12 protein-coding genes are annotated in these 14,075 nt (G+C 73.2%); 8 read left to right on the forward strand and 4 right to left on the reverse strand.

Annotated elements, in window-relative coordinates; all coding sequences use genetic code 11:
• The 3 genes from AB0Q96_RS08710 to AB0Q96_RS08720 all read right to left on the reverse strand — a co-directional run bounded on the left by AB0Q96_RS08710 (window position 1) and on the right by AB0Q96_RS08720 (window position 1,537).
• Entirely contained in the window at window positions 1–405 is a 405-nt protein-coding gene (locus tag AB0Q96_RS08710; protein WP_365323071.1) for a hypothetical protein, read from the reverse strand.
• A 74-nt stretch (window positions 406–479) separates the two neighbouring features.
• The gene (locus AB0Q96_RS08715) at window positions 480–911 is read right to left on the reverse strand and encodes a RidA family protein (protein WP_365323074.1); all 432 of its coding nucleotides are present in this window, start codon (window positions 909–911) and stop codon (window positions 480–482) included.
• Window positions 912–1,066: 155 nt separating this feature from the next.
• Window positions 1,067–1,537 (reverse strand): Rrf2 family transcriptional regulator, encoded by a 471-nt coding sequence (locus tag AB0Q96_RS08720; protein ID WP_365323315.1) that lies wholly within the window; start codon window positions 1,535–1,537, stop codon window positions 1,067–1,069.
• Between the two features lie 165 nt (window positions 1,538–1,702).
• Between AB0Q96_RS08720 and AB0Q96_RS08725 the strand changes: the two genes are divergently transcribed.
• The 6 genes from AB0Q96_RS08725 to AB0Q96_RS08750 all read left to right on the forward strand — a co-directional run bounded on the left by AB0Q96_RS08725 (window position 1,703) and on the right by AB0Q96_RS08750 (window position 7,625).
• On the forward strand, window positions 1,703–2,134 hold the full coding sequence (locus tag AB0Q96_RS08725; RefSeq protein WP_365323076.1) for a hypothetical protein: 432 nt from the start codon (window positions 1,703–1,705) through the stop codon (window positions 2,132–2,134).
• Between the two features lie 5 nt (window positions 2,135–2,139).
• The gene (locus AB0Q96_RS08730; RefSeq protein WP_365323078.1) at window positions 2,140–2,568 is read left to right on the forward strand and encodes a hypothetical protein; all 429 of its coding nucleotides are present in this window, start codon (window positions 2,140–2,142) and stop codon (window positions 2,566–2,568) included.
• Window positions 2,569–2,640: 72 nt separating this feature from the next.
• The gene (locus tag AB0Q96_RS08735) at window positions 2,641–2,877 is read left to right on the forward strand and encodes a DUF2630 family protein (RefSeq protein WP_365323080.1); all 237 of its coding nucleotides are present in this window, start codon (window positions 2,641–2,643) and stop codon (window positions 2,875–2,877) included.
• 49 nt (window positions 2,878–2,926) lie between these two features.
• Entirely contained in the window at window positions 2,927–4,903 is a 1,977-nt protein-coding gene (locus AB0Q96_RS08740) for an FUSC family protein (protein ID WP_365323082.1), read from the forward strand.
• Window positions 4,904–5,132: 229 nt separating this feature from the next.
• Window positions 5,133–6,608 (forward strand): APC family permease, encoded by a 1,476-nt coding sequence (locus AB0Q96_RS08745; protein WP_365323084.1) that lies wholly within the window; start codon window positions 5,133–5,135, stop codon window positions 6,606–6,608.
• 27 nt (window positions 6,609–6,635) lie between these two features.
• Entirely contained in the window at window positions 6,636–7,625 is a 990-nt protein-coding gene (locus tag AB0Q96_RS08750) for a hypothetical protein (protein ID WP_365323086.1), read from the forward strand.
• Window positions 7,626–7,665: 40 nt separating this feature from the next.
• Here the strand turns inward: AB0Q96_RS08750 and AB0Q96_RS08755 are convergent, their stop codons facing one another.
• Window positions 7,666–9,726 (reverse strand): PhoX family phosphatase, encoded by a 2,061-nt coding sequence (locus AB0Q96_RS08755; protein WP_365323317.1) that lies wholly within the window; start codon window positions 9,724–9,726, stop codon window positions 7,666–7,668.
• A gap of 212 nt (window positions 9,727–9,938) precedes the next feature.
• Between AB0Q96_RS08755 and AB0Q96_RS08760 the strand changes: the two genes are divergently transcribed.
• Together AB0Q96_RS08760 and metG are read left to right on the forward strand one after the other, a co-directional pair.
• On the forward strand, window positions 9,939–12,197 hold the full coding sequence (locus AB0Q96_RS08760) for a VWA domain-containing protein (RefSeq protein WP_365323088.1): 2,259 nt from the start codon (window positions 9,939–9,941) through the stop codon (window positions 12,195–12,197).
• 128 nt (window positions 12,198–12,325) lie between these two features.
• Window positions 12,326–13,933 (forward strand): methionine--tRNA ligase, encoded by a 1,608-nt coding sequence (gene metG / locus AB0Q96_RS08765; protein ID WP_365323090.1) that lies wholly within the window; start codon window positions 12,326–12,328, stop codon window positions 13,931–13,933.
• Window positions 13,934–14,075: the final 142 nt, after the last annotated feature.

Genomic DNA, 14,075 nt, shown 5'->3' on the forward strand with positions numbered 1-14,075 from the left:
TCAGTAGGGCGCGGGGCGGCCGGCCGCGTCCTCGTGGGTGTAGAAGAGGTAGAAGGCGGCGCCGCCGTTCACCCCCGCCACGATCAGTCCGAGCAGCGAGGACGAGTAGATGCTCGCGCCGGAGAGGCTGTAGAGGAAGCCGATCGCGATGCCAGTGAGGGCGCCCCAGGCCACGGCGCGCAGTTCGCGCCGCAGCCGGCCGCCGTAGCGGCGCAGCCCGTAGATGGCCACCGCGAGGACGACGGCGCTGATCAGGCCGAGCCAGAACTGGCCCCAGGACAGGGCGCCGCCGTCGCGGACGATGACCGGGGCGTAGAGACCGTAGAGGATGCCGATGGTGGCGGGCACGGCCCAGCCGTGTGTGTTCGGCAGCCGCCGGGCGGGTACCGCTGCGTGTGCGGCCATGGCGGGAGCTCCTTTCCCCGGAACCGTTCCTGCACCCTCCAGGGCACACCCGCGCCCGGCGCCCCGCAAGTGGATCAGCCGGCCGCCGGTTCCGCCGGGCGCACCGCGACCGCGTCGACCTCGAAGAGCATGCCGGGCAGGGCCAGGGACGCGACGCCGCTGAGGGTCTGGGCGGGCAGCCGGTCGCCGAAGGCCCCGTGCAGGGCCTTGCCGAGGACCTCCAGCCTGGCGAGGTCGTGGTCGACGATGTACGAGCCGAGCCGGACGACGTGCTCGAAGCCGAGTCCGACGCCCTCCAGCGCGTGCCGCAGGTTCGTGAAGGCCAGGTCGACCTGGGCCGCGAAGTCCTCGGGGTGGAGCGGGGAGCCGGTGGCGTCGGAGGCGTACTGGCCGCCGATGAAGACGAGTTCGCCCGGCGCGGAGGCCGCGTGGCTGTAGCCGAAGGGGGCCGGGTCGTGCAGGGTCGCGGGGTTGGTGATCGTGCGCTGGTCGTGGGTCGCGCTCATGAGCCGAAGTCCTCCCGTGAACCGGACATCCGATGTCCGGAATCCTGATGTGAAGCGGGGTGTGGGGCGGGGTGTGGGGCGGGGTGTTTTGGCGGTACGTGGAGCCGTACGGCTGCTCCGCACGCGGACCCGTGGCGCTGGGCCCGGTGCCGCGCTCAGCCCGTCGTGGCGAGCCAGCGGCGGATGCGGTCCGGGGCGGTCGGCGCCTGCCGTTCGGCCTGGGCGCGGACGTCGTCCAGGGTCCGGCCGGCCAGCTCCCGCCGCCAGGCCAGCTCGGCGCGGCCCATCGCGCCGGCGATGGCGCACTCGGCGGAGGACGGTCCCGCCGCCCCCGGCCCCTGGCCGCGGATCTCGGTGCAGCGGAAGGCCTCGTCCGGGCCCTCGATCGCCGCGACCACGTCCATGAGGGTGATCCGGTCCAGCGACCTGGCGAGCCGGAAACCGCCCTTCGGGCCGGAGACCGAGCTGAGGACGCCGGCCCGGACGAGTGCCTGGAGCTGCTTGTTGAGGTAGGCGGCGGGCAGCTCGTGGTACGCGGCGAGACGGGCCGCGGTGACCGCCCGGTCCTCGCCGATCCAGGCGAGGTTGAGACAGCTGTGCAGCGCCCATTCGACGCCCTCGTTCATCCTCATATTCTGGATGCTACATGTCCAGGATCTTGGGTGCCAGGGGATCGGCAGGGAGTCGGCAGGGGGTCGGCAGGGAGTAAGGAGCAGGAAGTCGGCTGCCGGGCGCCCTCACCCGTACGGCTCAACTGAAGGTTCGCGGGCGGGCGCTCCGACGATGGGGCCATGAGCCAGAACACCGCATCACCGCACAAGAACACCTCGTCGGGCTCCGGCGGCTGGGCCGCCGGAGGCAGCCTCTTCGCCGGTGTCCTCATGCTGGTCACCGGCATCATGGACATCTTCCAGGGCATCGCGGGCATCGCCGAGGACGACGTCTACACCCGCGTCGGCGACTACGTCTTCAAGTTCAACCTGACGACGTGGGGCTGGATCCACCTCGTCCTCGGCATCGTGGTCGCCATCGCGGGCTACGGCATCCTCAAGGGCGCCGAGTGGGGCCGGGTCGCCGGTATCGCGCTCGCCTCCCTCAACGTCCTCGCCCACTTCCTGTTCCTGCCCTACCAGCCCTGGTGGGCGCTGTTCTCCATGGCCGTCTCGGTCTTCGTGATCTGGGCGCTGGCCACGGACGAGGGCGACGGCGGCGAGCGCCGGTGACCCGGGTGCGCGCCACGGCGGGCGCGGTCGCGCTGCTGCTCGGGGCCTCCCTCGCCGCCACCGGCTGCGACCAGGCCAAGGAGGCGGCCGGCGGCATCGTCTCCTCCGCCACGGCGGCGGCCGCGTCCGCCGCCCAGGAGAAGATGAACGAGGTCAAGGACGGGGTGAACGCGACCGGCGACGTCAAGGCCGGGCCGACGTCCGCCGACGGGGACCGGACGGTCGCCGAGGTCACCGCGACCAACCCGAAGGACAAGACGGCCGACTACACGGTCTGGGTCAACTTCCGGGACTCCGGCGGCAATCTGCTCGACGCCGTCGTCCTGAACATCGACGGCGTGGAGGCCGGGAAGTCCAAGTCCGGCACGGCCCGCAGCAACCGGACTCTCACGGGCGAGACGAAGGCCGAGATCCAGCAGGCCGTACGCCACTGAGACACCACCGGCCCCGGCGGCGGCCCGGGCGCTCGACCTGCGGGGCGGGCGCCCATCGGCCACGCTGAAGGCATGGAGAACGACGAGATCCTCGAGAACATCGGCACCCTCGTCGAGGAGGAGCGCGCCCTTCGCCTGCGCACCGGGGGCCTCCTGGACGAGGAGCGCGCCCGCCTCGCCGAACTGGAGGTCCGGCTGGACCAGTGCTGGGACCTGCTGCGGCAGCGCCGTGCGAAGGCCGAGTACGGCGAGGACCCGGACACCGCCGCCCTCCGTCCCCCGTCGGAGGTCGAGGGCTACCGCAGCTGATCCGGGGGCCGTTCCTCCGGACGCCCCCCTTCGTCCTGATTTGGAAAGCATGGCGAAACCCGCACGGCCCACCCCACCCGCCCGGAGCGCTCCACCCCGGCTCACCCCGCCCTCCTGGCTCACCGCGGGACTCCGCCCGCAGTCCACCCCCGTCCCGTGGGCCGCCGTGCTCCGCGCCTCGGTCGCGCTCTCCGCGCCGCTGGCCGTCGGATTCGCCGCGGGGCAGCCCGCGTACGGGGCGCTGGTGTCCATGGGCGCGCTCTCCGGGGTGATCGGCGACACCGCCGACGCGTACCGCATGCGGATCTTCAACATCGCCGTCCCGCAGCTCTTCGGCGCCCTCGGCGTCACGCTCGGCACCCTCGTCTTCGGGCAGGGCTGGCTCGCCGTCGTCGTGCTCACGCTCATCGCGCTCGTCTCCGGGATGATCTCCTCGATCGGCGCCGTCGCCTCCGTCTCCGGGCTGCTGCTGCTCCTCAACGCCGTCGTCGGCGCGGGCCTGCCGATGCCCGACCCCTGGTGGAAGGCGCCGCTGCTGCTGACCCTCGGCGGGGTCGTGGTCCTCGTCCTCACCCTGCTGGGCTGGCCGTTGCGCGGCGGCACGCCCGAACGGACGGCGGTCGCCGGGACCTACCGGGCCGTCGCCGGACTCTTCGACGCCGCCGGCACCGACACGTACGACGAGCGTCGGCAGACCGTCACCGCCTCCCTCAACCAGTCCTACGACCTCCTGCTCGCCCGCCGCGCCCGGCAGCACGGCCGGGCGCCGAGCCTGGCCCGGCTGCTCTCCCAGCTCAACGCGGTCATCCCGCTCCTGGAGGCCGCGCCCGCCGCCCACCTCGCCGCGCGGCGCTTCCACCGGCCGCTGCCGCCGGAGATCCCGGCCGCCGTGCGCGCGCTCGCCGACGCCGTCGAGCAGGGCCGCGCCGGAGCGCCCGAACCCGCGCTGCCGGAGGCCCGGCGGCCCTCCGAGAAGGCCGTCGACGCGGCCCTGCGCTACGCGGCGACCGTCGTCCACAAGGCGGAGCCGAACCCGTACAACATCGACGACCGGCTGGGGCGGCCCGCCGCGCTCCGCGTCCGGGTGCGGCGCACCGCGCGCGCGGTGCTGTTCTCCGAGGCGTCCTGGCGGTACGGGCTGCGGCTCGCCCTGTGCATCGGGCTCGCCCAGGCGCTGGTCTCGCTGATCCCGGTCCCCCGCTCGTACTGGATCGCCCTCACCGTCACCTTCGTCCTCAAACCCGACTTCGGCTCGGTCTTCTCCCGGGCCGTGCTGCGCGCCCTCGGCACCGCCGCCGGGCTGCTGATCGCCGCGCCGCTGCTCGCGGCGGTGCCGCGCGGCTGGTGGGACGTGCCGGTGATGATGCTGCTCGCCGCGCTGATCCCGGCGTTCTCGGCGAAGGGGTACGCGTTCCAGACGGCGGCCATCACCCCGGTCATCCTGCTCCTCTCCGACCTCCTCAACCACCAGGGCTTCGACCTCGTGCTGCCCCGGCTGTACGACTCGCTGATCGGCTGCGGGATCGCGCTGGTCGCCGGCTACCTGCTGTGGCCCGAGTCCTGGCACACCCGGGTCGCGGACCGGCTCGCGGACGCCGTCGCCGACACCGCCGGGTACGTGTCGCTGGCCTTCCGCCCGCCCGCCGGCGACGACCCGGCCCGCCGGCACCGGGCCCGCCGCGCGCTGTACCGGGACATGTCGGCCGTGCGCTCCGAGTTCCAGCGGGCCCTGACCGAACCGCCGCCCGCCGGGGACCTGGCCGCCGCGTGGTGGCCGCTGGCGATCGCCGTGGAGCGGATCGTGGACGCCACCACGGCCGCCCGGATCCGCGTGGACCACGGCGCGCCCCCGCCCGAACCGGCCGAGGTCGCCGCCGTGGAGGGCCAGTTGCGCGAGCTCGCCGAGGGGCTGCGGTCCAGCCGGGTCCTGGTGGAGGTCCGGGCCGATCTCGGCGGCGACGAGGAGGGGGTCCTGGACCCGCTGCGGCAGGAGGTGCGGGCGGCCCGCGCCATCGCCTCGCCGTAGCACGCCTCTTGGGGACGACAAGGGTTCAAACCTCGCCAATAGGGCGTACGGAAGCCCTTACCGGCGGTTGCGGAACGGAACCCTCCCGCCGCCGTTACCGGAATCCACGCGTACGACTACGATGCGCTCGACTCACCGTGATCCGCGCCCCCGTCCCCGGCCACAAGCGTCCTGGTGGCACGGTCACTTGCCTGCGTCCCCCGTCCTTCCCCTCCCCGAGGACACCGCCATGCGCACCACCTCCGGCAGAGGTCTCCAGCCCAATGCCCTCGGCACCTTCGACACCATCGTGATGGCCGTGGCCGGCAGCGCCCCCGCCTACTCGCTCGCCGCCACGACCGCCGTCCTCTTCGGCGCGGTGGGCCTCGCCGGGCCCGCCGCGCTGCTCTACTGCGCGATACCGATGCTCGGCATCGTCCTCGCGTACGCCCGGCTCGGCCGGATCGACGTCAACGCGGGCGCCGGGTACTCCTGGGTGGGCCGCACCCTCCACCCCTTCCTCGGCTTCCTCGCCGGCTGGGCCCTGGTCTTCGCCACGACCGTCTTCATGGTCGCCGGCTCCCTGCCCGCCGGCTCGCTGACGCTCTCCCTCTTCGCCCCCGAACTCGCCGGGAACACGGCGCTGTCCTGCGCCGTCGGCGCCGGCTGGTTCCTGATGATGCTGCTCGTCGTCCTCGGCGGCGCCCGCCTCACCGTTCACGCCCAACTCCTGCTGTCCGGCGTGGAGTTGCTGATCCTCGTCGCGTTCGTGCTGGGCGCCGTCGCGCACCGCGGGCACGCCACCGCCTTCGACTGGTCCTGGTTCGGCCTCGGCCACTTCGACGGCACGTCCGGCTTCGCGTCCGGCGCGCTCATCGCCGCCTTCTACTACTGGGGCTGGGACGTCACCAGCAACCTCAGCGAGGAGACCCGCGACAGCCGCCGCACCGCCGGACTCGCCGCGCTCGTCGGCATCGGCGTGGTCTTCCTGCTGTTCGAGGCGTTCACCGTCTCCGTCAACGTGCTGCTGAGCGCGGAGCGGATCGACGGCGCCGGCGCCAACGTCCTCGCCGTCCTCGGCGAGGAGATCTGGCCCGGCACCGGCGGAAAGCTCCTCGTCCTCGCCGTGCTGCTGTCCACGGTCGCCACCCTGGAGACCACCCTCATCCAGGTCACCCGCTCGCTGTTCGCGATGGGTCGCGACCGCACCATGCCGGCCGCGCTCGGCACCGTGCACCGGCGCTGGAACACCCCCTGGGTGGCGATCGTCGCGGTCGGCGCCGCCGCGCTCGTCATGTTCGCGGCGGCGGCCGTCGCCGGCTCCGTGCAGCAGGTCCTCAAGGACGCGGTCAGCGCCATCGGGCTCCAGATCGCGTTCTACTACGGCCTCGCCGGCATCGCCGCCGTCGTCGCCTACAAGTCGCTGCTGCTCAGCTCCGTACGGGACTTCGTCCTGGGCGGGGTGTGGCCGCTGCTCGGCTCCGCCTTCATGCTGTGGGCCTTCGTCCAGTCGCTCGGCGAGCTCTCCACGACCGCCCTGACCATCGGCCTCGGCGGCCTCGCCCTCGGCGTCGTGCCCATGCTCGTGTACTGGGCCAAGGGCAGCGCCTACTACCGCCCCGCCCGCCTCGACGCGGTCCGCGCGCTCGCCGCCGCCGCGCCCTTCGCCTCACCGGACTCGCCGCGCGCCCGCCGCTCGGACGAGTCGTTCGCCACGGACTTCTGACGGCCACTGCCTTCGAGGGAGGAACGGATGGCCGCTCTCCGCAGACCGTCCCGCTCGTCGCGCCCGGCGCGCTTCACACCCGACTTCGACCCGGACCTCGGCGACCGGGCGCTCACCGAGGCCCGCCACGACATGGTCATCGGACGCTGGCAGGGCGTCCGTGACCTGCTGCGGGCCACCGGCGACGACTGGCCGCGCCGCACCCACCGGCTGCGGCTCCTGTCGCACGCCGCCGCCGGCAGCTCCACCGTCGAGGCCTGGCGGGCCGCCGAACCCGGCTGCCCCGACGCGGCCGTCCTGCGGGCCGCCACCGACGTCGTCCGGGTCTTCGACGTCGCCATCGCCGCCGGCCGGGGCGGCGCCGTCGACCGCGGCCGGATCGACGCGGCCGTCGACGCCTGCCACGCGGCGGCGGGGGCGGCACCCGCCGACCCGATGCCGTGGGTGTCGCTGCTGTCCGTCGCCCGGCTGTACGAGGGCGGGGTGCCGCGCCGCGAACTGCGCCACTGGTTCGACGAGTTGCGGCGCCGCGACCCGTACAACACCGAGGGCCACACCCAGGTGCTGCGCTACTGGTCGGCGCGCTGGCACGGCACCCACGGCGCCATGTACGACTTCGCGCGCGACGCGGCGGGCGTCGCCCCGCCCGGCTCGCCGCTGCCGGTCCTGGTGCAGGTCGCGCGCGTCGAGGAGTACCGCTACATCGCCGACGGGGCACTCGGCCGGGGCCCGGTGCGCGGCTTCGACCAGCACTGGAAACACGAACTCGCGGTGACCGAGCTGCGCCGCACGTACGCCCGCTGGATCGGCGGACGCGAACCGGGCCGCCCGGTGGCCCCCGAGGAGGTCGCCGACCTCAACTACCTGGCCCACGCCGCGTGCTACGCGGGCCAGGTCGAGCTGGCGCGGGAGCTCCTCGGGCTCCTCGGGGCCCGGGCGGCGTGGGTGCCGTGGGTGTACACCGGGGAGCCGGAGGAACAGTTCGTACGGTTCAGGGAGGGCCTGGGCGTCACGTGACGCGTCCGGCCGACCGGCCTCGGCCCTCCCCCTCCCGGGATCAGACGCCGATGTCGCGCCCGTCGGCCCGCCACACCGAGACGACGGCCGGCCGGACGATCCGGCCGGGCCCGTCGGGCCACACCGACGCCGGCTTCTCGACGGAGGCCCCGTCGATCTCGCCCGGGTGCTGGACGGCGACCAGGACCCGGCGGTCCTGGACGATCGGGCCGCAGGTCTCGGCGCCGGTCGGGACGGTCAGGAACTGCTTGAGCTCACCGCGCCGCTCGCCGTGCGTGGCGACGCCGAACAGGCCGTCGTGGGAGCCGAGCTGGTTGCCGTCGGTGGAGATCCACAGGTTGCCGTGCGGGTCGAAGGCGACGTTGTCGGGGCAGGAGATCGGCGACACCTTGTCCTTCGGGAAGCCCGCGAAGTAGGTGGCCGGGTCGTTCGGGTCGCCCGCGACCAGGAACAGGCGCCAGGCGAAGCCGTCCGAGGACGGGTCGTCCCAGTGCTCGGCGAGCTCCAGGATCTGCCCGTGCTTGTTGAGGTTGCGCGGGTTGGCCTCGTCGGCGCCCGGGTTGGTGCCCTTGCCTCGGTTGGAGTTGTTGGTGAGCGCGACGTAGACCCGGCCGGTGCGCGGGGACGGCTCGATGTCCTCGGGACGGTCCATCTTGGTGGCGCCCACCTTGTCGCCGGCGAGGCGGGTGAAGACGTACACCTCCTCGGCGGTCATCCCGGGCACGTGCGAGACCGCCCCGTCCGGACCCGCGGTGGCCAGCGGGATCCACACGCCGCTGCCGTCGAACTCGCCGTCCGCGGGGAGCTTGCCGCTGCCGTCGATCTCGGCGGCCGGGCTGTCGCCGGTCAGCCGGGCGACGTACAGCGTGCCCTCGTCGAGCAGCGTGAGGTTGTGCGCGTGCGCGGCCCGCGAACGCCCCTTCTTCATCCGCTTGCTCGACACGAACTTGTAGAAGTAGTCGAACCGCTCGTCGTCGCCCATGTAGACCACGGCCCGCCCGTCGGCGGTCATCCGCGGCTGCGCGGCCTCGTGCTTGAACCGGCCGAGCGCGGTGCGCTTGCGGGGCGTCGACTCCGGGTCGTACGGGTCGAGCTCGACGACCCAGCCGAAGCGGTGCGCCTCGTTCGGCTCCTGCTTCAGGTCGAAGCGCTTGTCGAACCGCTCCCACTTGCGCTCGCTGGCGCCGGTGCCGATGCCGTACCGCTTGTCGGTGGCGCTCGACGCGTTGGCGAAGTACTGGTTGAAGTTCTCCTCGCCGTGCAGCGTGGTGCCCCACGGGGTGGTGCCGCCGGAGCAGTTGTTGAGCGTGCCGAGCACCTTGCGGCCGGAGGGGTCGGCCGAGGTCTTCAGGAGGGCGCTGCCCGCGGCGGGACCGGTCGCCTCGAACACGCTGGTGGCGGTGAGGCGCCGGTTGAGCCGGTGGCGGGTGACGGCCGTCAGCTTGCCGGTGCGGTGCTCCTCCTGGACCACGACGACGCCGAGGCCGTGCGCGGCCCAGGCGATCTCGACCTGCTCGCGGGTCGGGTTCTCGGGGTCGTAGCCCCGGAACATCAGCACCTCGTCGGTGTACTCGTGGTTGGCCACCAGCACCTGGCGGTGGTGCTCGTCCGGCAGCGGCAGCAGCGACAGGAAGTCGTTGTTGTAGCCGAACTGCCCGGCCTGTGCCTTCGCCGTCTGCTTCTCCGGGTCGAAGGCCGGCGCGCCGCGCAGGATGGGCTCGCCCCAGCGGACGACCACGTTCTGCTCGTAGCCGGAGGGGACGGTAACCCGGTCGGCGGTGTTCGGCGCGACCGGGGTGAACCGGAGCCCGCGGGCCCCGCCCGCCTCCGGCTTCGGCTTCGGCCGCTGGTGCGCCTCGGCGGCGGGCGCGTTGCCGACGGCGAGCGCGGTCCCGGCGGCGGAGGCGACGGTCACGACCGCGGCGGCACGCATCACGGAACGGCGCGAGAGCGCACCGGCTATGACGTCGCCGACGTACTCGTTGCCACTCGTGTTGGGCACCTCCTGGAAGCAGGCGTCACCACACCGGAACCGGCAGGTCATGGCGGAACGCCCGCCTCCATGCGAGTGGTTGCTCAGCATCGGCAGCAGGTTGCGCACGTCGTCCTCCGGGGTGTCGATCATCGTCCGGCGGTGACGTTATGTGCGCACATCTGCACAGCGGAGGCGGTGGAGTGAACGCCGGATGAATGCACGGCGACCGGGGGAGCCCGGGTCGTAGGGCCGGGCGGGCGCGGCCGCTAACCTTACGTGTCCGCCCTGGCCAGGGATGAAGGACGCATAACGCCCAACTCATGCGAAGGGGTTCGCCCATGGGTATTCGGAGCTTGCTGCGCAAGGTATTCGGCCGAGACCGCGCGAACGACGCCGAAGAGTCCTCCGCCCCGGCAACCTCCGTACCGGCCCAGTCGTCGGGCCCGGGCGAGGCCAAGGGATCCACCACGACCACCACGGAAGAATCCCCCGCCGAACGCGCGGCGGCCGACCTGGTGGCAGCCTCCTTCGACAACCCGCAGGTGCCGGCGGCACGGCGGGCGTCGGACGAGGGGGCGTCGGGGGAGGCCGAGGCTTCGGCGGAGGCGGAGGTCGAGGCTCCGGCGGCTTCGGCGGAGGCGGAGGCCGAGGCTTCGGCGAAGCCCGGGGCGCCGGCCGAGGCGCCGGTGAGCGCGGCTGCCGATAAGGCGACCGGCGAGGCGGAGGAGCCGGCTGCGACGGCGCCCGCGACCGCTGAGGCGGACGAGCCGTCGGCGGCGGCCGAGACGGAGGAGACCACTCCGGCCGGCGACACGGCGGCGGAGACGGCGGACGCGGACGCGTCGGAACCCCTGGCGGGGACCGAGACGGCGGCGGACACGGACGCCGCCGAGCCGACGGCCGAGGCCGAGGCCGAGGCCGACACCACGGAGACGGCTGACGCGGACAGCGCCGAGGCGACGGCCGAGACCGACACCACGCAGGTGGCGGACGCGGACGCGACGGAGGCCCCGGCGGAGACCGAGACGACGGCAGACACGAACGCCGCCGAGCCGACGGCCGAGACCGACACCACGCAGGTGGCGGACGCGGACGCGACGGACTCCCCGGCGAAGGCCGAGACGACGGCAGACGCGGACGCCGCCGAGACGACGGCCGAGGCCGAAGCCACTCAGGCGGCGGACGCGGACAGCGCCGAGGCCCCGGCGGAGACCGAGGCCCCGCAGGCAGCTGACGCGGACGCGTCGGACTCCCCGGCCGAGGCCGAGACGACGGCAGACACGAACACCGCCGAGGCCGAAGCCACGCAGACGGCGGACACGGACAGCGCCGAGACCCCGGCGGAGACCGAGGCCCCGCAGGCAGCTGACGCGGACGCGACGGACTCCCCGGCCGACGCCGAGACGACGGCAGACACGAACGCCGCCGAGGCGACCGCCGAGACCGAAGCCGCGCCGGTGGCTGACGCAAACGCCTCGGACTCCCCGGCCGACGCCGAGGCGCCTGCCAAGGCGGACGAGGTGGAGGAGCCCGCCGCGACGGTCGACGCGGCGGTGGTCGCGGATGCGGCCACCGTGGACGCGGACGAGCTCGCCGAGCCGGAAGCCACCGTGGACGACACCATCGAGCCGGAGGCGACCGCAGACGCCGACGCCGTCGAGCCCACGGCAGCCGTGGACACCGACACCGCCGCGCCGGAGGCCCCTGCCGAGATCGCGGTCGAGGGGTCGGACGGCGAGGAGCGTGTCGCCGTGGCTTCGGCGCAGATCCCCGCCGCCCGCGCGTCCGCCGAGACGGCGGAGCCGGCCGAGCCGGGCGCAGCCCCGGAGGCCGTGGTCGCCACGGCCCCGGTCGAGGCCCCCGCCGCCGAGGAGGAGCCGGCCGCCACCGACACCCCCGTCGAGCCGGCCGCCGAGGCCCCCGCCCCCGCCCCCGCGCTCTCCCTCGCCCAGGTCAAGGCCGTCGCCCCGCAGCTCGTGGACGCGTACAAGGCCGCCGGTGCCGTGTTGAAGAAGCAGGGGCTGGAGGGGGCCCGGGCGGCCGTGTACCTCGTGGTGGACCGGTCCGGGTCGATGCGGCCGTACTTCAAGGACGGGTCCGTGCAGCGGCTCGCCGAGCAGACCGTGGCGCTGGCCGCGCACCTGTCCGAGGACGCGGCGGTCACGGCGGTGTTCTTCTCGACGGACATCGACGGCACCGTCGAGCTCCGCCCCGCCGACCTCACCCCGGACCGCGTCGAGACCGTCAACGCGACGCTCGGCCGGCTGGGCAGGACCAACTACCACCGGGCGATCGAGGAGGTCCTGGCCCACCACGAGAAGAACGACCCGGCCCGCCCGGCCCTGGTGGTGTTCCAGACAGACGGCGCGCCCGAGTCCCGTACGGCCGCCACGCAGGCGCTGGCGGAGGCGGCGGACCGCCCGGTGCACTGGCGGTTCACGGCCTGGGGCGAGGAGGACGGCAAGGCCTTCGACTACCTGCGGAAGCTGCCCGCCACCGCCCCGAGGACCGGCGTCCACCTGGCGGGCCCGGCCCCGCTGGAGACCCCGCACGCCGCGTTCTACCGCGGGCTGCTCGCGGACGCCCCGGCGCTCTGACGGGCGGCGGGCGGGCCCCGTCCCGCCCGCCGAAACGGGGGCCCGGGGGGCAGGCCGGACGGCTTACCCCCCGAGCCCCCGTTTTAACCGTGTGAGGAGACCCTCTTCCGGCCGTTAAAATTCGCACCATGGCGGCCACTGGATCCGAGAAGCAGGGCACGAAGGCGTTCTACGTCTCGACCCCCATCTACTACGTCAACGACGCTCCTCACCTGGGCCACGCCTACACGACCGTCGCAGGCGACGTGCTCACCCGCTGGCACCGCCAGCGTGGTGAGAAGGTGTGGTACCTCACCGGCACGGACGAGCACGGTCAGAAGATCATGCGCACGGCCGAGGCGAACAACGTCACTCCCCAGGCCTGGTGCGACAAGCTGGTCGAGGAGGCGTGGAAGCCCCTCTGGGAGCACCTGAACATCGCGAACGACGACTTCATCCGCACCACGCAGAAGCGTCACACCGACCGCGTCCAGGAGTTCGTGCAGGACCTGTACGACAAGGACGAGATCTACAAGGGCGGGTACGAAGGCCCGTACTGCGTGGGCTGCGAGGAGTACAAGCTCCCGGGCGATCTCATCGAGGCCGAGGACGGCACGAAGCTGTGCGCCGTCCACAAGAAGCCGGTGGAGATCCTCAAGGAGGAGAACTACTTCTTCAAGCTGAGCCAGTACGGCCCGAAGCTGCTGGAGTTCTACGAGGCGAACCCGGGCTTCATCCAGCCCGAGTCGGCCCGCAACGAGGTCGTGAACTTCGTCAAGCAGGGCCTGGAGGACCTCTCCATCTCGCGCTCGACGTTCGACTGGGGCGTCCCGGTGCCGTGGGACGACAAGCACGTGATCTACGTGTGGGTCGACGCGCTGCTGAACTACGCGACGGCGGTCGGCTACAACGAGAACCCGGAGAAGTTCGCGGAGACCTTCCCGGCCAACGTCCACCTCATCGGCAAGGACATCCTGCGCTTCCACGCGGTGATCTGGCCGGCGATGCTGATGGCGCAGGGCCTGCCGGTCCCCGGGCGGATCGCGGCCAACGGCTGGCTGATGGTCGGCGGCGAGAAGATGTCGAAGTCGAACCTGACCGGCATCAAGCCGCAGGACCTGACCTCGCACTTCGGCGTGGACGCGTACCGCTGGTACTTCCTGCGGGCGATCGCGTTCGGCCAGGACGGCTCGTTCTCGTGGGAGGACTTCTCCGCCCGCTACACGTCCGAGCTGGCCAACGACTACGGCAACCTCGCCTCGCGCGTGGCGGCGATGGTCGGCAAGTACTTCGACGGCGCGCTGCCGGCGGCGACGGCGGACGGCGACGCGGAGAAGGCGGTCCACGAGGGCCTGGCCAAGGCCGTCGCGACGGCCGACCGGAAGATCGGCGAGGAGCTGGACTTCCAGGGCGGCATCCTGGCGATCTTCGACTTCGTGAAGCAGGTCAACGGCTACATCACGGAGCAGGAGCCGTGGAAGGTCGCGAAGGACGAGTCGGAGGAGGGCCGGGCCCGCCTGGCGACGATCCTCTACACGGCCGCCGAGTCCCTGCGCGCGGTCGCCGTCCTGCTCAACCCGATCATGCCGGAGACCTCGCAGGCGCTCTGGGACTCCCTGGGCGCCGAGGCGTCCCTGGGCGCCCTGGCCACCCAGCCGGTCCAGCACGCGGGCGACTGGGGCAAGCTCCCGGCCGGCACGACGGTCACGAAGGGCGCGGTCCTGTTCCCCCGCCTGGAGGACCCGAAGAAGGACTGACCCACCCCACTCCGAAGGCCGCCGCTCCCCCAAGGGACGGCGGCCTTCGCCGTTCTCCGGCCAGCCCGGTCACCCGTACGAGCGAATATGCCAGAAGCATAGGACCCGCCCGTGCCGCTCTCCCTACGCTCGTCCCGACCGG

It is taken from the genome of Streptomyces sp. NPDC093111 (assembly GCF_040683955.1).
Classification (GTDB): Bacteria; Actinomycetota; Actinomycetes; order Streptomycetales; family Streptomycetaceae; genus Streptomyces.